Origin of the sequence: Nostoc sp. DedSLP03 (assembly GCF_034530815.1) — a bacterium.
Taxonomy (GTDB): domain Bacteria; phylum Cyanobacteriota; class Cyanobacteriia; order Cyanobacteriales; family Nostocaceae; genus Nostoc.
The window spans coordinates 93,672-114,953 of the sequence record NZ_JAVRCK010000007.1 but is presented as its reverse complement, the minus strand read 5'-3'; the positions used below and the strand labels follow the sequence as shown (position 1 = coordinate 114,953).

Annotated in this window: 15 protein-coding genes; 9 read left to right on the top strand and 6 right to left on the bottom strand. The window is 41.4% G+C overall.

Going from position 1 to position 21,282, the window contains the following annotated elements; genetic code table 11:
- Positions 1 to 138: 138 nt before the first annotated feature.
- From RM368_RS05420 to RM368_RS05405, 4 genes are all read left to right on the top strand, one after another.
- Positions 139 to 1,245: an aliphatic sulfonate ABC transporter substrate-binding protein gene (locus RM368_RS05420; RefSeq protein ID WP_322693105.1), complete on the top strand. Its 1,107-nt coding sequence runs from the start codon at positions 139 to 141 to the stop codon at positions 1,243 to 1,245.
- A gap of 37 nt (positions 1,246 to 1,282) precedes the next feature.
- Positions 1,283 to 2,146, top strand: a complete 864-nt coding sequence (locus RM368_RS05415; RefSeq protein ID WP_322693104.1) for a TauD/TfdA family dioxygenase — start codon at positions 1,283 to 1,285, stop codon at positions 2,144 to 2,146.
- A gap of 284 nt (positions 2,147 to 2,430) precedes the next feature.
- On the top strand, positions 2,431 to 2,991 hold the full coding sequence (locus tag RM368_RS05410) for a hypothetical protein (protein WP_322693103.1): 561 nt from the start codon (positions 2,431 to 2,433) through the stop codon (positions 2,989 to 2,991).
- A 169-nt stretch (positions 2,992 to 3,160) separates the two neighbouring features.
- Positions 3,161 to 4,249 (top strand): sulfonate ABC transporter substrate-binding protein, encoded by a 1,089-nt coding sequence (locus RM368_RS05405; RefSeq protein ID WP_322693102.1) that lies wholly within the window; start codon positions 3,161 to 3,163, stop codon positions 4,247 to 4,249.
- A gap of 129 nt (positions 4,250 to 4,378) precedes the next feature.
- Here the strand turns inward: RM368_RS05405 and RM368_RS05400 are convergent, their stop codons facing one another.
- The gene (locus RM368_RS05400) at positions 4,379 to 8,203 is read right to left on the bottom strand and encodes a PAS domain S-box protein (RefSeq protein ID WP_322693101.1); all 3,825 of its coding nucleotides are present in this window, start codon (positions 8,201 to 8,203) and stop codon (positions 4,379 to 4,381) included.
- 144 nt (positions 8,204 to 8,347) lie between these two features.
- Positions 8,348 to 8,590 carry a hypothetical protein gene (locus tag RM368_RS05395; protein ID WP_322693100.1) on the bottom strand — a complete coding sequence of 81 codons (243 nt, stop codon included), beginning with the start codon at positions 8,588 to 8,590 and terminating at the stop codon, positions 8,348 to 8,350.
- A gap of 413 nt (positions 8,591 to 9,003) precedes the next feature.
- Here RM368_RS05395 and RM368_RS05390 point away from each other — a divergent pair, with 413 nt between their 5' ends.
- Together RM368_RS05390 and RM368_RS05385 are read left to right on the top strand one after the other, a co-directional pair.
- Positions 9,004 to 9,288 carry a hypothetical protein gene (locus tag RM368_RS05390; RefSeq protein WP_322693099.1) on the top strand — a complete coding sequence of 95 codons (285 nt, stop codon included), beginning with the start codon at positions 9,004 to 9,006 and terminating at the stop codon, positions 9,286 to 9,288.
- A 191-nt stretch (positions 9,289 to 9,479) separates the two neighbouring features.
- Positions 9,480 to 11,687, top strand: a complete 2,208-nt coding sequence (locus RM368_RS05385; RefSeq protein ID WP_322693143.1) for a CHASE2 domain-containing serine/threonine-protein kinase — start codon at positions 9,480 to 9,482, stop codon at positions 11,685 to 11,687.
- 183 nt (positions 11,688 to 11,870) lie between these two features.
- Here the strand turns inward: RM368_RS05385 and RM368_RS05380 are convergent, their stop codons facing one another.
- Positions 11,871 to 13,499, bottom strand: a complete 1,629-nt coding sequence (locus RM368_RS05380; RefSeq protein WP_322693098.1) for an NB-ARC domain-containing protein — start codon at positions 13,497 to 13,499, stop codon at positions 11,871 to 11,873.
- Positions 13,500 to 13,697: 198 nt separating this feature from the next.
- On the opposite strand from RM368_RS05380, the gene RM368_RS05375 reads away from it, so the two are divergent.
- A complete protein-coding gene (locus RM368_RS05375) occupies positions 13,698 to 14,252 on the top strand; it encodes a hypothetical protein (RefSeq protein WP_322693097.1) in 555 nt (184 codons plus the stop codon).
- Positions 14,253 to 14,702: 450 nt separating this feature from the next.
- On the opposite strand, the gene RM368_RS05370 is transcribed toward RM368_RS05375, so the two are convergent.
- The gene (locus RM368_RS05370) at positions 14,703 to 15,686 is read right to left on the bottom strand and encodes an RNA polymerase sigma factor, RpoD/SigA family (protein WP_322693096.1); all 984 of its coding nucleotides are present in this window, start codon (positions 15,684 to 15,686) and stop codon (positions 14,703 to 14,705) included.
- A gap of 477 nt (positions 15,687 to 16,163) precedes the next feature.
- On the opposite strand from RM368_RS05370, the gene RM368_RS05365 reads away from it, so the two are divergent.
- Complete coding sequence (locus tag RM368_RS05365; protein WP_322693095.1) at positions 16,164 to 16,397, top strand: hypothetical protein; 234 nt, start codon at positions 16,164 to 16,166, stop codon at positions 16,395 to 16,397.
- 25 nt (positions 16,398 to 16,422) lie between these two features.
- Here the strand turns inward: RM368_RS05365 and RM368_RS05360 are convergent, their stop codons facing one another.
- A complete protein-coding gene (locus RM368_RS05360) occupies positions 16,423 to 18,153 on the bottom strand; it encodes an ATP-binding protein (RefSeq protein ID WP_322693142.1) in 1,731 nt (576 codons plus the stop codon).
- A 109-nt stretch (positions 18,154 to 18,262) separates the two neighbouring features.
- Entirely contained in the window at positions 18,263 to 19,057 is a 795-nt protein-coding gene (locus RM368_RS05355; protein ID WP_322693094.1) for a glutathione S-transferase family protein, read from the bottom strand.
- A 1,340-nt stretch (positions 19,058 to 20,397) separates the two neighbouring features.
- On the opposite strand from RM368_RS05355, the gene RM368_RS05350 reads away from it, so the two are divergent.
- On the top strand, positions 20,398 to 21,228 hold the full coding sequence (locus RM368_RS05350; protein WP_322693093.1) for a fasciclin domain-containing protein: 831 nt from the start codon (positions 20,398 to 20,400) through the stop codon (positions 21,226 to 21,228).
- Positions 21,229 to 21,282: the final 54 nt, after the last annotated feature.

Below are 21,282 nucleotides of genomic sequence, written 5' to 3'. Positions count from 1 at the left end.
TTTAATAGATAAGGTATTTTGAGTAAAAAATATTTCTTGTAATTATTAAATAACTTAATAAAAAAGATTTTTTGTTTTTTCACATAGCAATTAATCATCACGTTTTGACCACTTAGAGGGAAATCAATAAAACAATCCATGCCAGCTTTAAAAGGAAAATTTGAATTCAGGAAAAACCAGAGAACAACGCGTCGTTCATTGTTGTTTGCTTTGGGCTACTGCTTAATGCTATCGACGGTTTTATCAAGTTGCGGTGAAGCCAAAAATAACACTCAGCAATCATCAGTTTCCCCTGAGTCTGTAGCTGCATCTAGCACTACACAGAAGTCAACTGAAAAGCAAGTAGTGCGGATTGTACGTTCAAAACAACTTACTGCTTTAGCAATTTTAGAAAAACAGGGTTCCTTAGAAAAGCGATTAGAGCCTCTGGGTTTTAAAGTACAGTGGGCTGAGTTTGCGGCTGGGCCACAACAGCTAGAAGCCTTGAATGCCAATGGATTAGATATCGCATCTACAGCCGAATCGCCTCCTGTATTTTCACAAGCAGCCGGAGCGCCTCTTGTTTATCTAGCTACTACACGCCCCAGTGGTAAAGCTATTTCACTTTTAGTTCCTGTAAACTCTCCTGCTAAAAGTGTTGCCGATTTGAAGGGTAAAAAAGTAGCTTTCCAGAAAGCTTCTATCGGTCACTACTTATTAGTTAAAGCGTTAGAAGATACCGGACTAAAACTGAGCGATGTCCAATCAGTTTTTCTCGCACCGGCAGATGCAAATGCAGCATTTAGTCAGAACAAGGTGGATGCTTGGTATATTTGGGAGCCATTTGCTACCAGAAATGTACAAAATAAAATAGCTCGTGTTTTAGCAGATGGTGGAAAGTTGCGGGATACGGGCAACTTTTACTCGACTTCACGCCAATTTTATCAGGCTCATCCTGATGTTATCAAAGTGTTTCTAGAGGAGTTAGAAAAGGCAGAAATCTGGACTAAGGATCATCCCAAAGAAGTTGCACAATTACTTGCTCCTGTAACTCAACTAGACCCACCAACTCTAGAAATAATGCATAAAAAATATGACTATGGGTTGCTACCAATCACTGATAAAACTATTACTAAGCAACAAGAAGTTGCAGATAAGTGGTACAGCTTAGGGCTTATCCCCAAGAAAGTAAATGTTAGAGAGGGTTTTTTGACACCTGAAGAGTACGCCAAAATTACTCCTTCAGAGGTTCTAGCGAATAAGTAGTTATTCCCAAGAAGAAACTAAATTTCAGGAGAATATTATGTCTACCTCGACTTTGACAAAGGTTAAAATTAGGCCGATTGATGCTCCCTTGGGAGCGATAGTTACCGATCTTGATGCCAGTCAAGCGATCGCACCTGAAGTCATATTACAACTTAAAGCAGCTCTGCGCGATCGCCACATCTTAATTTTCAAAGACCAAAAGCTCTCCGATGAACAGCTTTTGAACTTTTCTCTATACTTTGGCGCGCTTTTTGTACCATCTGATGAAACTCCAGTATTGGCTTCTAAACCAGGAGAAACTCCGGTAGTGATTCCGATTTCCAATGTCGATGGTGGCTATACCGGTACTGGAGAACTCACTTTCCATTCCGATCACAAATGGACTCCTATCCCATCTAGTGGTTCGCTTCTTTATGCGTTGGAAATACCAACTCATGGTGGAGATACTTATTGGTTAAATACCAATTTAGCTTATGAGGCATTAGATGAAGCCACCAAAGAACGGATTGCAGATTTACAGTTAATTACCTACAACCCATTTTTGCGAGATCGGAATGCACCCCGGTCTTTGTATCGTTTAGACAAAACTATTCCTTTAATCAGTCCGATCTTTCCCCATCCTTTAGTTAGAACCCATCCAGAGAGTGGGAAAAAGCATCTTTACTTGGATGCAGCTACAGAAGTGGAAATTGTCGGGTTAGAGCCGGAAGAAGGATCTAAACTGATTGAACAATTGAGGCAACATCTAACTCAACCCAAGTTCTACTACCAACACAAATGGTCTGTAGGCGATATTGTCTATTGGGATAATCAAGCTACCTTACATTACCGTCAAGCATTCGATCCAAATGAGCGACGAGTATTAAAGCGGGTTAGCCTTGCAGGTAGTCGTCCCTTTTAGGATTTATAGCTCAGAAGATTGAGTTGATGAGCGTTTAAATATACCTTTTATTGGTCAAAAGTCAAGAGTTATTCTGGACTTTTGACCAATAAAATTTGTCTAAATATCATACTCTATGCTTGTCAATCCAAAATAGTAAAAATTATTTTTTTGGTTAAAAACAAGTGTTCATGAATACTTTATTTTTAAACCAAACTTGATAGACTCTAGACTGAAAATCATAGTTGTTAGCACTCCTTAAAAGCGCTAACACGAGAATTATTAAGTTTAACTATAAAAATATTATGGAGCTTTTAAAATCTTTGCAAAGGCTAAGTTTGTCTAGCAATAAATTTTTGCAATCAAAAATTAAAAATACCAAGATAGTATGTGAATATAGCCTAAATATTAAATTTATAGAAGCCAAATATAAAATTGAGCCTAAACATATATCTTTATTAATTGCTGCTTGTACTCTCACTATACCAATGAGCATACTTGGTTGTAGTCAAGAAACTAAAAATACTCAAAACCAACAGAAAAATATTGATAAGTTAGCAGAACTTGAGACTGGTGAAGTTGGTATTGATATACCTACTCTCAAAACAATTCATAGTAAAGCAGTATATGGTCTACTACCAATAACCGATGAAGTTGTTAAAAAACAACAACAAATAGCTGATTTATGGTATACACAAGGACTTTTACCAAAAAAGGTTAATGTCAAAGATGGAGTACTTTCTCCAGAAGAATATGCAGCATTCACACCTGATTCAATTAAATCTAATAAGTACAGCAGATTACAAGTTAATGAAGTACAAAAATACCCCTCCCTAACCCTCCCCTTTCTAAGGGGAGGGAACTAGATTATAAATTTTTCCCCAATATATTGGGGGGATTAAGGAGGGTAAAAGATGTACTTTATTTAGATGCAAATTGCTGTAACTCATTGTAATTAACTTTAAAAAATTGAATATCTTAATTTATTGAATGATAGTTTTATACAAATAAAAGTAGAAAATTGAGGGTGCAAAAATGTTTAATAAATTCGTGATAAATAAGACAACAGTAATCAGTAAGATAGCCTTATTTCTAATCCCTGGTTTTGTGGCTTTATCTAGTACTTTAATAAGTTGTACGTCAACTGTATCTAATACAAATACGGGAACTGAACCGAAAGCAGAACCAGCAGGAGCTAAGACTATAACTTTTAAAACAAAGTTACTGCGAATAGGGTATCAAAGCTCTGGTGATTTGGTTAGAGTCAGAGGAGTTTTAGAAAAACGTTTGGAGCCTTTGGGCTTGAAAGTTGAGTGGTCACAATTTGCTCAAGGGCCACAACTTATGGAAGCAATGAACGTGGGCAAAATTGACATTGGCTCTGTTGGAGAAACGCCTCCAATCTTTGCCCAAGCTGCGGGTGCAAGAATCATTTATTTAGCTGGGAGAAGACTTGGGCCTAATTCAGGTAAAGGTAGTGCGATCGCAGTTCCGAAAAACTCTTTAATTAAAAAATTAGCTGATATTAAAGGTCAAAAAGTAGTCTTTCAAAAAGGTTCTGCTTCTCATTATTTTATCATCCAAGCCTTAAAAGAAGTAGGTTTAAAATATAGTGATATTCAAGTCTTAAGTATGCCCAATGTCGAAGCCCGTGGCGCATTTATTCAAGGCACTATTCCAGTTTGGGTAACTGGCGATCCTCATTTAGCTTTGGTAGAAAAACTCCACGGTGCGCGTGTACTGAGAGATGCAACCAATATCGGTACTCCAGGCGGATACTATGTAGGAACACGAGAATTTGCTAAGGAAAATCCCGAATTAGTTCGGATCGTTTTAGAAGAAATTGAGAAAAATGGTGAATGGGCAGAAGCGAATCGTAAAGAAGTAGCGAAACTCATAGCACCTGTACTCAAAATTGATCTACCTATTCAGGAAGTAATTTCTAGCCGTGCTACTTATCGTTTAAGAGGAATTACTCCAGAACTAATGCAAGCTCAACAAAATGTTGCTGATTTGTTCTATAACGAAAAAATCTTACCCAAAAAAATTGATGTTAAAGAAGCATTACTCACGCCTCAAGAATATGTAGCTATTACTCCACCGACACTGATAAGTGAAAAGTAGAGAATAATCAGATATGAAGTTTGCTTTTTTAAACAAACTCAAATACCAATTTATTAAATTAAAAAGGAGATTTGTTAATTAGCATAATCTCAAATTCTTCTCGTAAACAGTAAACAGGTAGAGACAGGTTTATTCAGCGATTAAGTTAGCGATCGCATCTACTAACTCGCTTGGCTCTACTGGTTTGGCAATATGCTTGTTAAATCCGGCTCTTAGCACTTGTTGAGCGTTCATTTCTCCAGCATAGGCGGTAAGTGCGATCGCGCGAATTTTTCCTCCCTGCTCTGGTGGCAGTGTTCTTAACTGTCGGATAAACATACATCCATCCACTTCTGGCATCCCAATATCGCTTAAAAGTATATCTGGCAAGGATTGGGCTAAAGTAGCAAGGGCTTCATTTGCTGATGTTACTGCTGTGACATTTGCCCCATACTGCTCCAGTAAGAAGACAATAAATTCTCGCGTATCTGTATCATCATCCACTACTAAAATTTTCACACCATTCAAATTTGAAGATGGCTCAGAATTACTACTATCTTGTTTAATCTCTAATTGATTTTGGATTAACGGTAATCTGACAGTAAAAGTTGCCCCCCGATCTTCGCCTCCACTTTCTACCTCGACTGTCCCGCCATGCAATTCGACTAAGTGACGGACGATCGCTAATCCTAACCCCAATCCACCAAATTTTCTGGTGGTGCTGCTATTCTCCTGACGAAAATATTCAAACACGTAAGGCAGAAAATTGGGGTCGATGCCTTTCCCTGTGTCGCTGACTTGAATCAGTGCTGAGTTGGAATTTGACTTAGAATATGACGATAGTCGAATATCAACCCGTCCGCCTTCTGGTGTAAATTTAACTGCATTTGAGAGCAAGTTCCAAACGATTTGCTGCAATCGGCTGGAGTCTCCCAAAACTTGTCCCAAATTTGGTTCCAGGCTGATGTGCATCTCTATTGATTTAGCTTCTGCTGATAGCCGCACTGTCTCCATTGCTGCCGAAATCACAGATGTCAGATCGACTGGGTAGATATTCAAGCTGATTTTACCTTGTAAAATCCGGGAGATATCCAGTAAATCTTCAATCAGTTGAGCCTGTAATTTCGCATTTCGCTCAATAGTCTTCAGCGCTTGAGGAATTGTCTTTTCATCAAGTTTTTTGGTTTGGAGTAGCTTTGACCAACCTAAAATTGGGTTGAGTGGCGATCGCAATTCATGAGAAAGTACCGCCAAAAACTCATCTTTTATCCGGTTGGCGTTTTCTGCTACTTTCCGAGCGGTTTGTTCTGCCTCGTATAGACGGGCACGTTCCATCGCTTGTGCGCACTGCTGTGCGAGTGCCAGCATAAAGGCTCGATCGTCTTGATTAAACTTCTGAATTTCGGTAAAAGCTAGAGACATTCCCCCAATAGCTTGTGCCTCGATCAGCAATGGAATCGAAATCCAAGCGTTGTAGTTGGACTGAGTATATTCCTTGGCAAGATTTGAGTAACGAGCAATCCTCGCTTCGGTTGGCTGTTCCCAAATAGGCTGCTTAGTTCTTACTGCTTCTGCCAGTGGCGCGGATGCATTAATCGAGAATCGACGCCATGAATCTACTATTTCTTGTTGCCCGCCAACAGTGCGGATAAGTTCTAATTCAGTGCCGCTTTGAGTCAGTAGTGCCACAAAAACAGAACTAGCTCCCAAAGCTGCCATACCTTGCTCTACAATTACTTCAACAACTTGTGTCGCAGTTAAAGTTTCAGAAAGGGCAGCGGTAATGGCTTGCAGACGGGTAGTGCGAGATGCTGCGCGTAAAGCCGCCTGTTGAGACTGCTGGGCTTCTCTGTAGAGTCGGGCATTATCAACTGCGATCGCCGCTCGGCCAGCTAACTCCTCAGCTAACATCAGGCTTTTGTTATCGTATAAACGACCTGAAGAAGATACCAAAGTCATAGCTCCCAGCACTCGTCCTCGAAGGATCAGTGGTACACTCATACCAGATGTTGGATTTAGTTCTTGCAGGACTTTGAAGTGACTGGCGTTGTGGGTTAACCCTTGGAGCTGTTCCTCAGAAATAAAATGAGTAATTTGTGATTTGCCTGTCCGTACTACCTTCGCAACACCTGCTGTTTGTGCCAAATCAGGCGGATAATTTTGTAACTGTTCTACCAATTCTTGTTTCTCTGGATTGGCATGGGCTGTTGCAAGTCGGCGAACTAATTGATTGTCACCAATAATATCAACTAAGCACCAATCAGCGATTTCCGGCACTGCTAAACGCGCCAAACCTGCTAGGGTTGTTTCGTAGTCCAATGATGCAGCCAAAATCCCACTAGCTTCAGCTAAGAAACGCTGCTCCTCTTCCACTTGTTTGCGCTTAGTGATATCTCGCGAAGACCCTTGCATCTCTAAAATTTCTTGAGTTTGGCGATCGCGAATAGCTCGAATAGTTGCTTCCAACCAGATATAATGCCCCTCTTTGTGACGAGCGCGGTGAGTAACGGTATAAATATCTGGTAAATCGGCATTGACTGGGTAATTCCTGGCAATCTCTGCCAAATCTTTTGGGTGAACTAACTCCTGGCTGGGATGACCGACTAGTTCCTCTGGTTGATACCCCAATACTGTGTAGCAAGCTGGTGAAATATACAGAAGAATTCCATCTACTGTGTGACGGGAAATAATATCAGTTGAATTCTCAGCCAGCAGCCGAAAACACGCCTCACTCTCCCGCAGTTTTGCTTCTGCCTGCTTGCGTAGATTAACGTTACGGAAATAAAGTGATAACCCTGTGGCTGAAGGATAGGCGCGAAACGCAAACCATGTATCAAAGGGTGGGTAATAATCTTCAAGCTCAAGCGGCATTCCTAGAGCAACTGCGCTTTGATAAAGTTGACCAAAGCTAGTATTAGCCAGTTCTGGAAACTCTGACCACAAATTTTTTCCGAGCAGATCCTCGCAGGAACGCCCCAGAGTTCTGCTTCCCTCATGATTGAGATAGGTAAAGCGCCACTCACGATCAAAAGCAAGAAAACCGTCAGTTATGCTCTCTAAAATCTTGGTCACTTGCTCTTTGGCAGTTTCAGCCTCAACACGAGCCGCTTGCTCTCGCTCAAACAGCTGTTCCCGCTCGGCTTCTGCTTGCTTGCGCTCCGTGATTTCTTGGCAGATTGCACCCACCCAAGTAATATCACTTGGTAGTTTAATCGGATAATAATTTACCAACCAGTGCCGCTGCTTTCCAGGTGCGGCGGGTGTCTCTCCACTGGCCTCTTGGGTAATAGGTTCTCCCGTCTCGAGCGCATGGTGTAAAGCTTCCATCACCGCAGGATCTACCCCAGGTAGCACTTGAGCGACGGTCTTACCGATATGCGCTTCTTGGGGAAAACCGTTAATCTCAGCTAAAGCGTCATTCAAGCGAACGTATCTCAATTTCTCATCCCATAGACCAATACCTACAGGAGCGTTATTAAAGAGGGTATCAAGCAGAACGTTAGCTTCAACCAAACGAGTCTGTTCTGTTTTCAGTAGCGCCAGCAGCTGCTCGCGTTCTGCCTCAGCTTGCTTGCGTTCGCTGATATCCACACACATTCCCACCCATTCCTGGATTTCGCCTGATTCGTCAAGTATGGGCACACCACGTATAGCCATGTAACGGTATTCGCCGTCATGCCGCAAAACGCGATACTCGGCAACTGCAACGCTGCGCCCATAAAAGGCTTGTCTCCAAATAGCAGCTACAGATGTCCGGTCATCTGGGTGTAGTGCCTCAAACCAACCCCATCCTTTGTATTGTTCAAGACTTTGCCCAGTGAACGCCTCCCAAGTCGGAATCTCGTCAACAACGTTGCCCCAAGGCCCGGCGCTCCAGACGATGGATGCGCTTGCTTCTGCCAGTGAGCGGTAGCGTGCTTCACTATGACGCAGATTTTCTTCTACTTGCTGCTGTTCATCCAAATCTTGTCGCAAATCTGTAACCTCTCGAGCTTTCAGGTTATCAATTAAATCTTTAAGTAAGTCGGCACAATAAAACCATACTATATGAAGAAAAATTAACTAGGCTAAAACTCTCTTTCCTCCTGCCCGATCTCAACGATAAATTTTTCCACCCACCTACTTAACAATGGTAGAATTTTCTTCTCCAATCGAGACACCTGGAATTTCAAAAATCTGACGATATTTTTCCTCCGTTTCTGGCAGTAGTGACGAGCTTCGCTGCTGCTCAATGAACCGATCGATTTGAGTGGCGATCGCACTGATGATTTGGAGTAAATTGGTGTCAGGTTCTAAAATTTGAGCGCTGAAAAATTCGATGTTCAGCAACAGCCCGGTGCAGTTCAGTGTAGAGTAGGCCATTAACTGTGTCAGAAAACTCCCAAATACTCTTGCCTCAGAAGTCTTCCTTATTTATGTTAGCTAATTCAGCTAGCTTGTCATTAAGTAGGTGTAGCGCCATTAGAGACGCGATTAACCCAAGTCTTTCCAAGAGTTAGGAGTTATAAATTCTCCCCCTGCTCCTCTGCTCCCCCGCTCCCTGGTCACTGAGCGTAGCCGAAGTGCTGCTCCCCCGCTCCCCTACCTCCTGCCTTATTTCAACAATAAATTTTCCCACCCACCTACTTAAATATTGGAATATAGCATCTGCGATAACTTTGACTTTATCTATCTACAGCTATAGACCTTGTAAGTTGGTGATTATGTATTACATCAACTATGATGCAAGCTATTTAAGCTAGTAATAGAATTGTTTCAATTCAGGGGATAAGAATATGAAGGTTTGGCTTGCTTGCTTTTTAGTGCTGTTTGCCTTAGCAGAACTGTTTGACTGGTTGCAAGAGTTTAATCTGCCGTTACCTATTTATATTTTGGGTGGCGCTTTTTTAGCTGTTGCTTCTAACTATGATAAAATTGTCGGCTCCTATTTTGCAGATTCCAGCATTGAAGCATCACTTGAACAACCTCAGTTAGATTCACTAACTCCATCTACTAATCCGATTTCTTTCCCAATTAGCAATCCTGTTGAAGATGTTCAAACATCTCAAACAGATGATTAGGGCTTGTCTGATTCTATGGTTGAAGCTGGGCGTAAGCTTGCTTTAAAAGTAGGAATACGTCAAAATCTCTAACTAACAAGTAAATTGTTACATTAATAGGAGCTTTAGGTTAATTAGCTTTCAACCTAGATTCCCAAAATTGACTTTTGTACCGACAACATCTACCCAATTCAGGCTACCGCCTCAACGCCGTGATTAGTGGACTATTAGAAAAACTCCGCGTACCTTTTGTCAAAGTTCAGGATTCCCGTGAAACTTCTAAGAGCAAAAGTTGGCTACAAATTATTTTTGTTACCAGTATAGGAGTTACCGCCTTTATCTGGGGAATTCGGGAACTCAAATGGTTACAGCCTTGGGAGTTAAGAGTTTATGACCAGATGTTGCGATCGCGTCCATCAGAAGCACCCGATCGGCGGATTGTGCTAGTAAAAATTACTGATAAGGATCTCAAAAGCGAGAAATGGCCTTTATCAGATCGGACAATCAATCAGCTATTAAAAAAAATAGAGTCTTATCAACCGCGAATTGTTGGTTTATATCTTTTCCGACCAGAAGACAATAATTTGACGGCTAATTTCCAAAATCAAGATAACATTGTCACTACCTGTTTGTTCAGCAGTTTGGGTAGAGATGAAATTCCCCCGCCGCCGAATGTCCCTATAGATAATGTCGGGTTTAGCGATGTGGTCGCTGACAATGAAAACGACCAAAGTCTCCGCCGCACTTTATTATTTGCTAACTCTACAGACAAGAAATGTACAACACAATTTGCATTTGGTGCATTAATTGCAATTAATTATTTAGAAAAACAAGGTATTGAATATGATTTTACTAAAAAAGGAGATTTTATATTAGGTAAAACCTTGTTTGTGCGTTTACAACCTAATTCTGGTGGCTACCAACATTTGGATACACAGGGCTATCAAATATTATTAAATTACCGTCACCCCAATAGCCTCGCCGACCAAGTAAGCCTCACAGATGTTCTTAGCGATCGAGTCAACCCCAGTTTATTCAAAGACCGTCTGGTAATTATTGGCACTACAGCAGCTAATATCCCTCCAAGTGGCTTTTATACGCCCTACAGCGCTTTACCAGATCAACCAGCTAGAATGCCTGCTCTGTTTATTCATGCACAAATAGCAAGTCAACTCATCAGTACAGTGTTGGATGGGCGACCCTTGATTTGGTATTGGCCCGACTGGGTGGAACTTATTTGGGTGTGGGGCTGGTCGCTATTAGGTGGTGTTTTAGTATTGCGGTGGCAAAATCCGCTGCTTTTACTAGCGGTGTTAGGGATAACTCTATTTGGCTTAGTAGTAATCTGCGTTGCTTTGTTTTTACAAGCTGGATGGGTGCCATTAATCCCTCCTGCTCTTGCTTTGGCGATCAGTAGTATCTGTGCGATCGCTTATACTAGCTACCAAAATCAGCAGCAAACTCAGGTGATTGTTCTGCAAGTTGAAAAACAACAAGAAGCGATCGCCCAATTAAATATACTCTTAGAAGATAAAACAGCAATTCCCGACTCGTCTGTTGACTTTCCTCCCCCAGTTGATTCACTAGAAATAAAATCAGGTGATTTGCTTTTGAGTGGACGCTATAAAATCTCTCAAACTCTCGGCGCTGGTGGATTTGGTCGGACTTATTTAGCACAGGATACTCAACGACCGGGTAATCCTACTTGTGTAGTTAAAAAGTTAATGCCAGCTCGTCAAGATACACGATTTTTGCAAGTCGCTCGCAGATTGTTTCATAGTGAAGCTGGAATTTTAGAAATTTTGGGTAAACACCATCAAATTCCTGAACTACTTGCTTATTTTGAAGATAATCAAGAATTTTATTTAATCCAACAATATATTGAGGGACATACTCTAAGTGAAGAATTACCACCCGTACAAAATCTGCAAAACGAATCATTTGTAATGGAAATGCTCAAACAAGTTTTAGAAGTTCTAGAATTTGTTCATCAACATCGAGTGATTCATCGGGATCTCAAACCGACTAATATTATTAGATGCGTTCAAAATAATCGACTGGTATTGATTGACTTTGGTGCTGTCAAATTGATGCAACCGTCGAGTAGCGAGCAAACAGAATTAGCCACAGTAGCCATTGGGACGCGGGGTTATGCACCTCCAGAACAATTTGCCGGTCATCCCCGTTTATGCAGTGACATTTATGCTTTAGGAATGATTGCTATTCAAGCCATAACTGGAATACCACCGCAAGAACTCCACCCAGATCCAGAAACGGGTAATGCGATGTGGCGGCAAACGGTGCAAGTAAGTGAAGAATTAGCGGCAATTTTAGATAAAATGGTTTGCTATCATTTTAGCGATCGCTATCAATCAGCCACCGCAGTTTTACAAGATTTAAAACGTTTTTCAACTAAGTGAACTGGTGACTGGGGATTAGGGACTGGGACATATACAGTAGATTTCAAGAAAAGTGAGGTACACACCCCTGAATTCTGAATTCTGAATTCTGCTGTATCAATTCATTTCTAGCGCTCCTAAAGGTTTTTAAAGTTACTACCTTCTGCTTCAGTCAACCCTGTCACCCTAGTAATAATCATGCCTTCATAAGTGCAGGCTAGTCTTAACGTTTGTTGACAATCTAGACTGCACCGCAACTGCCCAAACATGGTTTGAGTCTGCCTTGTTCCCGCCTCCTCTTATCTCCTTATCCCATTCCCCATGCCTAAAAACTTCATTCCCTTGTGAATAGGGTTTTTCATTTTGGAGCTTTCTAACTAGTCTGTCAAGTTTATCCTCAAGCCGAGCGGCAGAGCCAAGGGTTATTCGTAGTTGATTTAGGATAGGTATTACAATCAGATGAATTTGACTATTATGGATGTAGTCTTCTGCTTGGGCTTGCATCGAAGCAAAAGTCAGCAGATATTGCGGTGATTCTGTGACGATTTCCTCGCAGACTTGCTCAATCAAGCACTTTGTCACATATTCCATCACTACAGGTTGCTGTGTGAATCCTCCAGTATTGCTTTCTATCAAGCTACGCCAGCGTAAAGATTCGAGGACTGACATTAACTTAGGTTTAGGCAATATTGGTGTGAAAGCTGTTTGCAATTCTGTCGAGGAAAGCTTGCCCCGATTAATTGCCAGCCAGTACATCACTAGCTGCTCAGACGTGGAGAGTCTTTTGAATTGTTGTTCTAGAAGATTGCCAATGCCCTGAAATACAGTTGTGCCTTCGGCAAAGAAGCAAGCAATGTTACCTTCATGTAAGTCCCGAATGGAAGTGGCGGCAATTTTCAAAGCTAGGGGATTACCACCGTAACATTCAACCAGTTGGCGGGTTTCGTCCTCGGAGCCTGATAGCCCTTTGAGTTTCAGAATTGTTTGCCCAGCTGCGACTTGTAATCCTGATAAAGCAAGGGTACGGACTGGCAAACCATCACCTTCCAAGGCAGCGACTTCAGTAGGTTTTTCCCGGCTGGTGAGCAGGACAGAGCTTTGATGCCCAGTTTCTCCTAATCGCCACAGAAGTTCGCCGTAGGGTTCGTAGCCCTCACGGTAACAGCCTGTCCCTTTACCTTGCTCCAATAATGTGTCGAAATTATCCAGAATCAGCAAGCATCGATATTTGCGGAGATACTCGATTAAACAAGTAATTTGCTCATAGGGGGAAGCAGGCAATGTGGTAACTTGTCGATCGCAAAGGATTTTGATGCACTCCGTAACCTTGTCGTGAAAAAAAGGTGCGTGTCGGAGCGATCGCCAAATCACATATTCAAATTCTCCCTGCAATTGTTCTGCTAACTTCACTGAGAGCGCGGTTTTGCCCATACCACCCATACCTAATAGTGTGACTACACGAGCGCGATCTCTCACAATCCATTGGCTGAGGGTTTCTAATTCTGTAGTACGTCCATAGAACTGGGAAACGTCGATTGCTTCCCCCCAATTTGTATAGTTCGTAAAGGGTTGAAAGTGTTGTCGCTGTGCGGTTCGCTTCAGCACTCCTTGCAGGTTATTTTTGGTAACTTTTTCGCCCAAAGCTTGAGAGAGCGATCGCCATAATTCCGAGCCAACATCTTTGATGTGACCGGGGTCATAAGTGACTGCTCGCGCCATTTCGAGATAAGTTTTCCCTTCCCAAGCGTAGCGAAATACAATCTCTTGCGTTCTCGTTAAGCGTCCTCGTTCCAATAATTGCTCAACTATTGCGATCGCTTCTTCAACCGTCATTTCTTTCGGTGGTAATACAGTCTTACTACAATATTCACAGCATAAACTTGAATTTTTGTCAAAAGTTTACGTAAATCTACGAAAAAGAACCCGACCTTTTCCCGACCTTTTCCGACCGACAAACTTGATACTAGCCCTTTAGAATCTATCTAAGATCAAAGCGATCGAGAATATAACCAAATTATTGAGGGCAAAGACATGGCTACTTATTTCGGCACAAGTGGAAATGATTATTATAACTACACTGGTTCAGAAAGTCTTTTTGCTTATGGGTATGATGGAAATGATACCATCTATGGCAATACTAACGACGATTACATCTATGGATATGGTGGCAATGACTACCTATATGGTTACACAGGTAACGATGTCTTATACGGAGACTCTGGTAGTGACACCTTATACGGCGGATCTGGTAGTGACACCTTATACGGTTCTAGCTCAACTGTCTACAACAGTTATGAATATGATGTCTTAAATGGTGGCGATGGCTACGATAGGTTTGTTTTAGGTACATCCTACAGTGGAAACTATTATCAGGGAGGTGGCTATGCTACGATACAAGACTACAATCCTGCGAATGACTATATCCAACTGAAAGGAAGTGCAAGTTCTTTTTATCTTGGTACTGCAAATTATGAGGGAACTAGTGACCTTGATACACTCATATATCAGAATGATGGTGACTTGTTAGCAGTAGTTCAAGATCGGACTGATATACAGTTAACCAGCTATTATTTTAGCTTTGTCTAGTCCTACTACAGTTACAAATCTTTGATGAGTTTACAGCAACGCAATTTTAGCTCGCTCCTCAGCTTTATTTATCTGAATTTACACTTTTGTATCTACAACCAAGGAAGTTAAAAATCCACTTGTAAGGGGAGCATTCCAATTGCGGAAAAAGTTTGATAACTCTCATCATTCTCTAACCCAGTCTCCTAAGAGGTTGTTTGAAAAGCATTATTGTTCACATCTGAACCTCAAAAATCTAACCCCCCTAGCCCCCATTCCCTACTAGTGAATGGGGGTTTCAAATTCAAAGCCTTTTGACCTTTACAGCTGATAAACAATGAGCAATAAAAAATTCGCCTACAGAGAAGCAAGCACACATTTTTCTGATTTTCAGCAAAAAAAATCGCCCCCTGAATTCAGGAGGCGCATCACCAAGGTGGTGTAGAGACGCGAGATTTCGCGTCTATTGTTTTAGCTAGCAACGTATTCTTTGACATTGGCACGACGGCGACGCAGATGAGCCAAAGCTTGATGCTCTAACTGACGAACGCGTTCGCGGCTGAGATTCAATCTCTCACCTACTTTCGCCAATGACATTTCATTGCCATCTTCTAAACCAAAGCGTAAAGCTACAACTTCTCGCTGTTGCGGGGTTAGTTCTGCTAGCAGATTGTTCAAGTCTTGGCGTAAGAATTCCTGGTTGGTGTAATACTCTGGTGATGGGCCATCATCTTCGAGCATTTCTTGCAACTCAGTATCCTGGTTCTCACCAACTCGCACATCCAAAGACACTGGTTGACGAGCCATATTCAGGTACTCGCGAATCTGAGCAGGTTCTAGTTCTAGTGCATTGGCAATTTCGGCTGGAGTCGGCGATCGCCCCAAACTTTGAGCTAACTCGCGCTGCACTTTTTTGATTTTGTTCAGTTTCTCGGTAATGTGGATCGGTAAACGAATAGTACGTCCTTGTTGAGCGATTGCCCGAGTAATGGCTTGGCGAATCCACCAGTAAGCGTAAGTCGAGAACTTATAACCCCTCATCGGGTCAAATTTCTCCACACCCCGCTCTAACCCTAGTGTTCCTTCCTGGATTAAATCCAGAAACTCCATATTTCGCTTTTGATACTTTTTAGCAATAGCGACAACCAAGCGCAAATTCGCTTCGATCATTTTTTGCTTTGCCCGCTTACCTTGTGCCACTGTTTGCTGCACATCAGTTTCCGATTGTTTAACGTAATCGGCCCACTCTGAAATATCCGGTTCGCGTTGCAATTTTTTCGCCAAAGCTTCCTTGGCATCAAGCAGCGTCATCATTTGTTGCACTTGCTTCCCAAAGACAATTTCTTGTTCGCGGGTTAGCAGTGGTACACGACCAATTTCTCGCAGATAGGTTCGCACCATATCAGCCGTGAATTTGGTGTTGAGGTTTTCCGTTTGGGTATTGACAGTAGGCATTGGTGCGATGTCCTCTACTTCGTAAAGATAATGTATGTTTTATTACTAAAATGGATGGGGAGAAGTAGTACATCTATCACGAAATATCGGGAGCTATCAAAAGCAATTAGTTAATTGATACAGCCGTTGTTAAGACGGTAAGCCCCCATTGATAGGTTCCCCTACCTTCCCTAAATTTTCAATTTTTTATAAGCACGCTGGTTATTTTTGAGAATTCTTCTCTTGGACAGTTACTAACACCAATCGGTAAATCCGAAGTCGGTATGAGTTCTACTTAACTTATGATACGATAAATCAGGCAAATAGTAAACTCTCTTAAGATAAAACCTATTATTATAATTTAAAAGCAGCCGTTATATAAAAAATTTTTAAATTTCCTCGAAATTGCTGATTACTTCTATAGTGACGCCAAAAACCCCTCTTCTGTTGCCAAAACTAGCGGGATAACCGAACTTAATTTGCTGTGATAATGGAGGGATGTCACGAATTAGTCATTTGTCATTGGTCATTGGTCATTTGTCATTGGTCATTTGTCATTGGTCATTGGTCATTGGTCATTTGTCACTTGTACTGAACGACTCTTGCCGACTTGTGCCGAGCGAAGTCGAGGTAGTGGAGCCGAAGTTAGTCGTTGGCGCAATCTCTGTCTTTGACACGCTGTTAGGTTCGCAGAGAAGTATTGGTCATTTACAAATGACAAATGACAAATGACAAATGACAAAGGACAAAGGACAATCTAAAATCCCAGGTCAGCTTTGGCTAGTTCCGCAGCGGCGAATACTTCTGCGTCAGGTTTTTCTTCCCAAGCTGGCTCACCAATTTCGGCATAAAAAGTTGCGTCATAAGGACGGGTACGGACTACTACGGGCATAGGAACGGCGTGACCCAATATTAAAGCTTGTTGTTTCGAGTCTAGCTTTGCCAATACCGATCGCAGTCCGCTACCACCAGATACACCTGTAAAAATTGCCTCAATGTCTTTTTCATCATTCAGCAAAGCGGTAATGCGAGTCCCAATTTGGGACATAACTTCATTATCTATGCCTGATGGACGTTGATCGACTACCAAAAGTGTGACAAAATACTTTCGCAGCTCGCGGGCAATAGTTCCAAAGATAGTACTTTGAACGATCGCCGGGTCAAGGAAACGGTGCGCCTCTTCAATGGTAATCATCAATGGCGTGGGGCGATCGCTAGGATTTTTGCTTTGCAAAAATTTATCTGCTTTCTTGACGTAATGCTCGTGAATACGTCTGGTGATCATATTCGTCACCAACATATAAGAGAGCATATTAGACTGGGAACCAAATTCTATCACAACATTCTTCCCAGATTCCAGGCATTGCACAATTTTACTAATGTAATTCTGGGGGCAAACGGCTCGCATATACTTCAAGCTGTCTAAGCGTAGGAGTTTGCGCTGTAAAGAGTTAATTGAACCTGGGTGTCCTGGCTTTTCCTCACAGAACATCTTAATGTCCTCACCAGTCATATTTAACAGCTGGACAATCCAAGACTTGCCAAATTCATTAAACAAAATATTGGCATTATCCAAGGCTGCGTCAGAAAGTCCTAAATCTCGACCACATAACTTAATATCTTCAACTTCTATTTGCTCGTAACTCAAATAAAGTTCTTGGGCATCACGCACACCCCGACGCTTGGTCGATTCCGGGTCGAGGGTATAAACTTCTACCTTACTAGGAAAAAGTTGCTTTAAGCCTTTAACAGTATTGACATTTTTACCTTCTGCAACGGCTTCCCAGCCATACTCAGAGTGCATATCAAAAATCAAGTTTACTGCCGCATTTTTCCGGATAACGCCAGCTAAAAGTAGCCGAGTTAGAAAAGATTTACCAGTACCAGATTTCCCAAAAACTCCATTACTCCGTTCCACAAAGCGATTCAAATCGATACAAACGGGTACATCCATATCCAAAGGTTTGCCGATGGAAAAATTGCGCCTTTGGGGGTCATCTTCCCAACCAAATACACGGCGAAAATCGTCAACACTTGCATCGTAAACTTGGCTAAAGTGGCTAGGAATAGTTTTCACCGGCAACAATTCTATCGTCGTGCTGGTTTGGGGCACAAATGAAGCTAAACCCGTCACCGATGGGAGGAAAGGATTGGCCGATTTGCCATTTGTTGGGGAGAAAGATTCTTCAGTTTCGGGAGTGAACATCAACATCGGCGCGAGGTTGATAGTACCGTAAGTACCACTTCCGGCTAAAACATCTCGTAAAAAAGTGTCTTCCCAATTGGGGGGATTAGCAATAATTCGGGCATTAGCAGCTCCTAATGCTACATCTGTCAGCATACAAAAAAAACGCGATCGCATCCCTTGCACAACAAGAAATTTACCCACCCGCATATCTTCTACAGAAATGTCAGGATGCAATCGGACTTCTAAACCTTCAGTTAGAGAACCTTGAATGACCGAACCTAATGGCTGTGCGGAATTCATCTGATTAGTCATTTGTCATTTGTCATTTGTCATTGGTCATTGGTCATTGGTCATTTGTTTTTCTTTTCCATCCCCTATGCCCCATGCCCAATTCCCTATGCCCTATTATCTAATCAATCTGAATCGAGGTTGGCGCACTTCCTGTTGATGGAGTGGTACTAATTAACGGTTTGCGGAATTGGGCGTAAAGGCGATCGCGCCAGTTAAAGAATGGTTGATAATCTATATTTTCAGCAAAGATTGGCAATCCTTTACCTCTAATAGAAGCTGGTAAATCCAGATAAGGCCCAGAGGGGAACTTGAGTAATATCGATAAGCCAGCCACCGCTAAGTCAGCTAAAGTCGGCTCATCTCCTGTTAAATAAGGACTATCTGCCAATAATAACGTTAAGGCTTCCAAGTCTTGTTTTAAAGATGCGATCGCTGACTGTATCACATCTGGGCTGTAACCTACGCCAAAACCCAACACTGTCAGTAAGTCACTAGGTACTCCTTGAACCAGACTTTTAAATATATCTGGTGTTGAGGTAGGTAATAAAGACTTACGGAAATTTTGATCTTGACTTATGGCTGCAAATAGTGCTTTGCGACCTTTGATGCCTATGGACTCATCCGCCCATTCTTCTATTAATAAAGTTAAACCCCGTTGTTTAGGATCTTGCGGTATTATGGGGCGATCGGGATACTCTAAGTCTAAATACTTAGCTATTTCCGTAGAATCCGCAATATATTTATTACGATCCTTTAATACAGGCACTTGTCTTTGACCAGTCAGCCGGAACAGTTCTACTTGTCCAATCCCAGGCGTAACCTCTATTTTGCGGTAATCTAGTCCTTTAAAATCTAGAATTAGGCGCACTTTCTCTGAGTATTGAGAGAGTTCCCATTGGTATAATTCCAGCATGTGTTCTATCTCTTGTAACTGGTCAACTTATTAACTTTACAATTGTATCTTTAGTTTAAGTAATTTTTATTGGTATTAGTTGGTTAGCTGTCTATTTAATTGACATTAAGAGATGATTTATAAAGTAAAGCTTAAATTGTAGGGTGCGTTATGGCAACGCTTAACGCACCGACAGATATGATGCGTTACGGCTAATCCTGATTTTCTGAAACTCCCAAATCCTTACATAGCCGTAACACATCCTACTTAATATTTACTTTATAAATAGGCTCTAAGGTTTAACCGATGCCTGATTTTTGGCAAAATAAAATTATCGATTTAAAAAATATTGTTTTTTGATTGATTAAAATATCAAATAACTATAGCGTTTCATAATCTGCTGAGGTACAAATCTCTGCGTACCTCTGCGCTTTACCTTGCGACGGCAGTCGTTCATGGGGGAGACCCCCAAGACCGCGCTGCCTCTCCTTTGCGTTTCAAAATATTATCTGTACCTCACGTAACTGGTAATCGCTATAAGTAATTTAATTCAGTATATATAGGACTCGTATTTGATTGCGTGAAAAAAATTCAGTACACTTTTATTCCTTCTTCCCTGTTCCGTATCCCTTCCCTACGCAAATAATTTCTCCAAATCAAAGCGGATTCCTATATAGAAACCTCATCTATGTTGAAACCTAGAGTTTTTTAAAAGATATATTTATGTAGGTTGGGTGGAGTGAAACGCAACCCAACATTACCACCAAATTTTATGTTGGGTTACGCTATCGCTGCACCCAACCTACAAAACTACAGTTCTCAAGGTAGACGAGGTTTAAATAGACATAACCCCTCATTCGTGGCCCTTTAACATTTAATTCAATTTTTGTCAACGTTAGCCTACGTTAAAATATTTCGGTAATTAATTTCTGTGCTTTTGCTGAATAATCAATGGTTCATTCGGAAATATAGCCTTCTTCTCTATGTAATTCAGGATTTATAAATCAACTATTAATTTACGTGCAGGTATGTGTATAAATTGTATTTTAAGTATAATCTTTCTCGAAGCTCATCGTAACTCATAACTTGTAGAGGTGAGATTTTCACACTTTCTGAGAATTTACTTTATACCGAGTGGGAGTTTTAAATTTTTGTGTGATGGATAAAATTTGCTCAATTTACATGAAATATATGGTAGATATATTTCATCCCGACCTGCGTGAATCGAGGTTAAATATTTAACCTCTCTAGCACAAACTATTCTAGAGAAAAACCTTACTTCCCTCTTGAGTTAGATTTTGTGCATAGCAAAATGTTATAAATCTTTATGTAATGTGTGAACAAAAAGAAAAACAAAATTTATGAAGACAAATTACAGCAAATTTCTGACCGCGTTGGCAGGCATAGCAGGATTTACTAGTTTCAGCGTCCTCATTACTTTACCATCTGATGCGAAAGAGGTACTAAATCCTAACCCCAGTATTTTCAACGAAGCTCCCTATAACCAAGGTCAACGTCTTCAAGCAAACACTCAATACGCACCTGTTGAAACCGTTTCCCAAGTCGAAAAGGGCAATACCAAACGCAAACCAGTAGCACAGAGTGGTGCAACGCTAAATCCCAAACCAAGTATTTTCAACGAGCCTCCTTATAATCGTGGAGGTGGTAGTGTTACACCTGTTACACCTAGTGAACCTACACCCCTTACCCCAGGTACTCCACCCACTGAGACACCGACCACAACTCCACCAAAACCAGGGGCAAGTAGCAATCAAGGCAAAAACTTGTTAGCTTTGGCAGAGTCAAACGCTTCCTTTACCACCTTGACCAAGGCTTTGAAAGCAGCAGGGTTAAGCACAACTCTGCAAGGCAAAGATAACTTGACTATTTTTGCACCCACAGATGCAGCTTTTGCTAAGTTACCAGCAGATGCTTTGCAAGAATTATTAAAGCCAGCTAACAAAGAAGTATTGCTCAAGATTTTGACTTACCATGTGGTGGCTGGTAAGGTATTGTCTACTGACTTAAAGTCTGGCGAAGTTAAAAGCCTTGAAGGTGGTGCAATCAACGTTAAAGTCGATCCTGCTACTGGTGTAACTGTTAATGATGCTAAAGTAACACAGGCAGATATCACAGGTAGTAACGGCGTAATCCACGCGATCGATCAGGTGATTTTACCTCCTGACTTGTAGTTGTAAGGTATCAGCACAACTGGTAACATAACTAGATTGGCATAAAGTATTAAT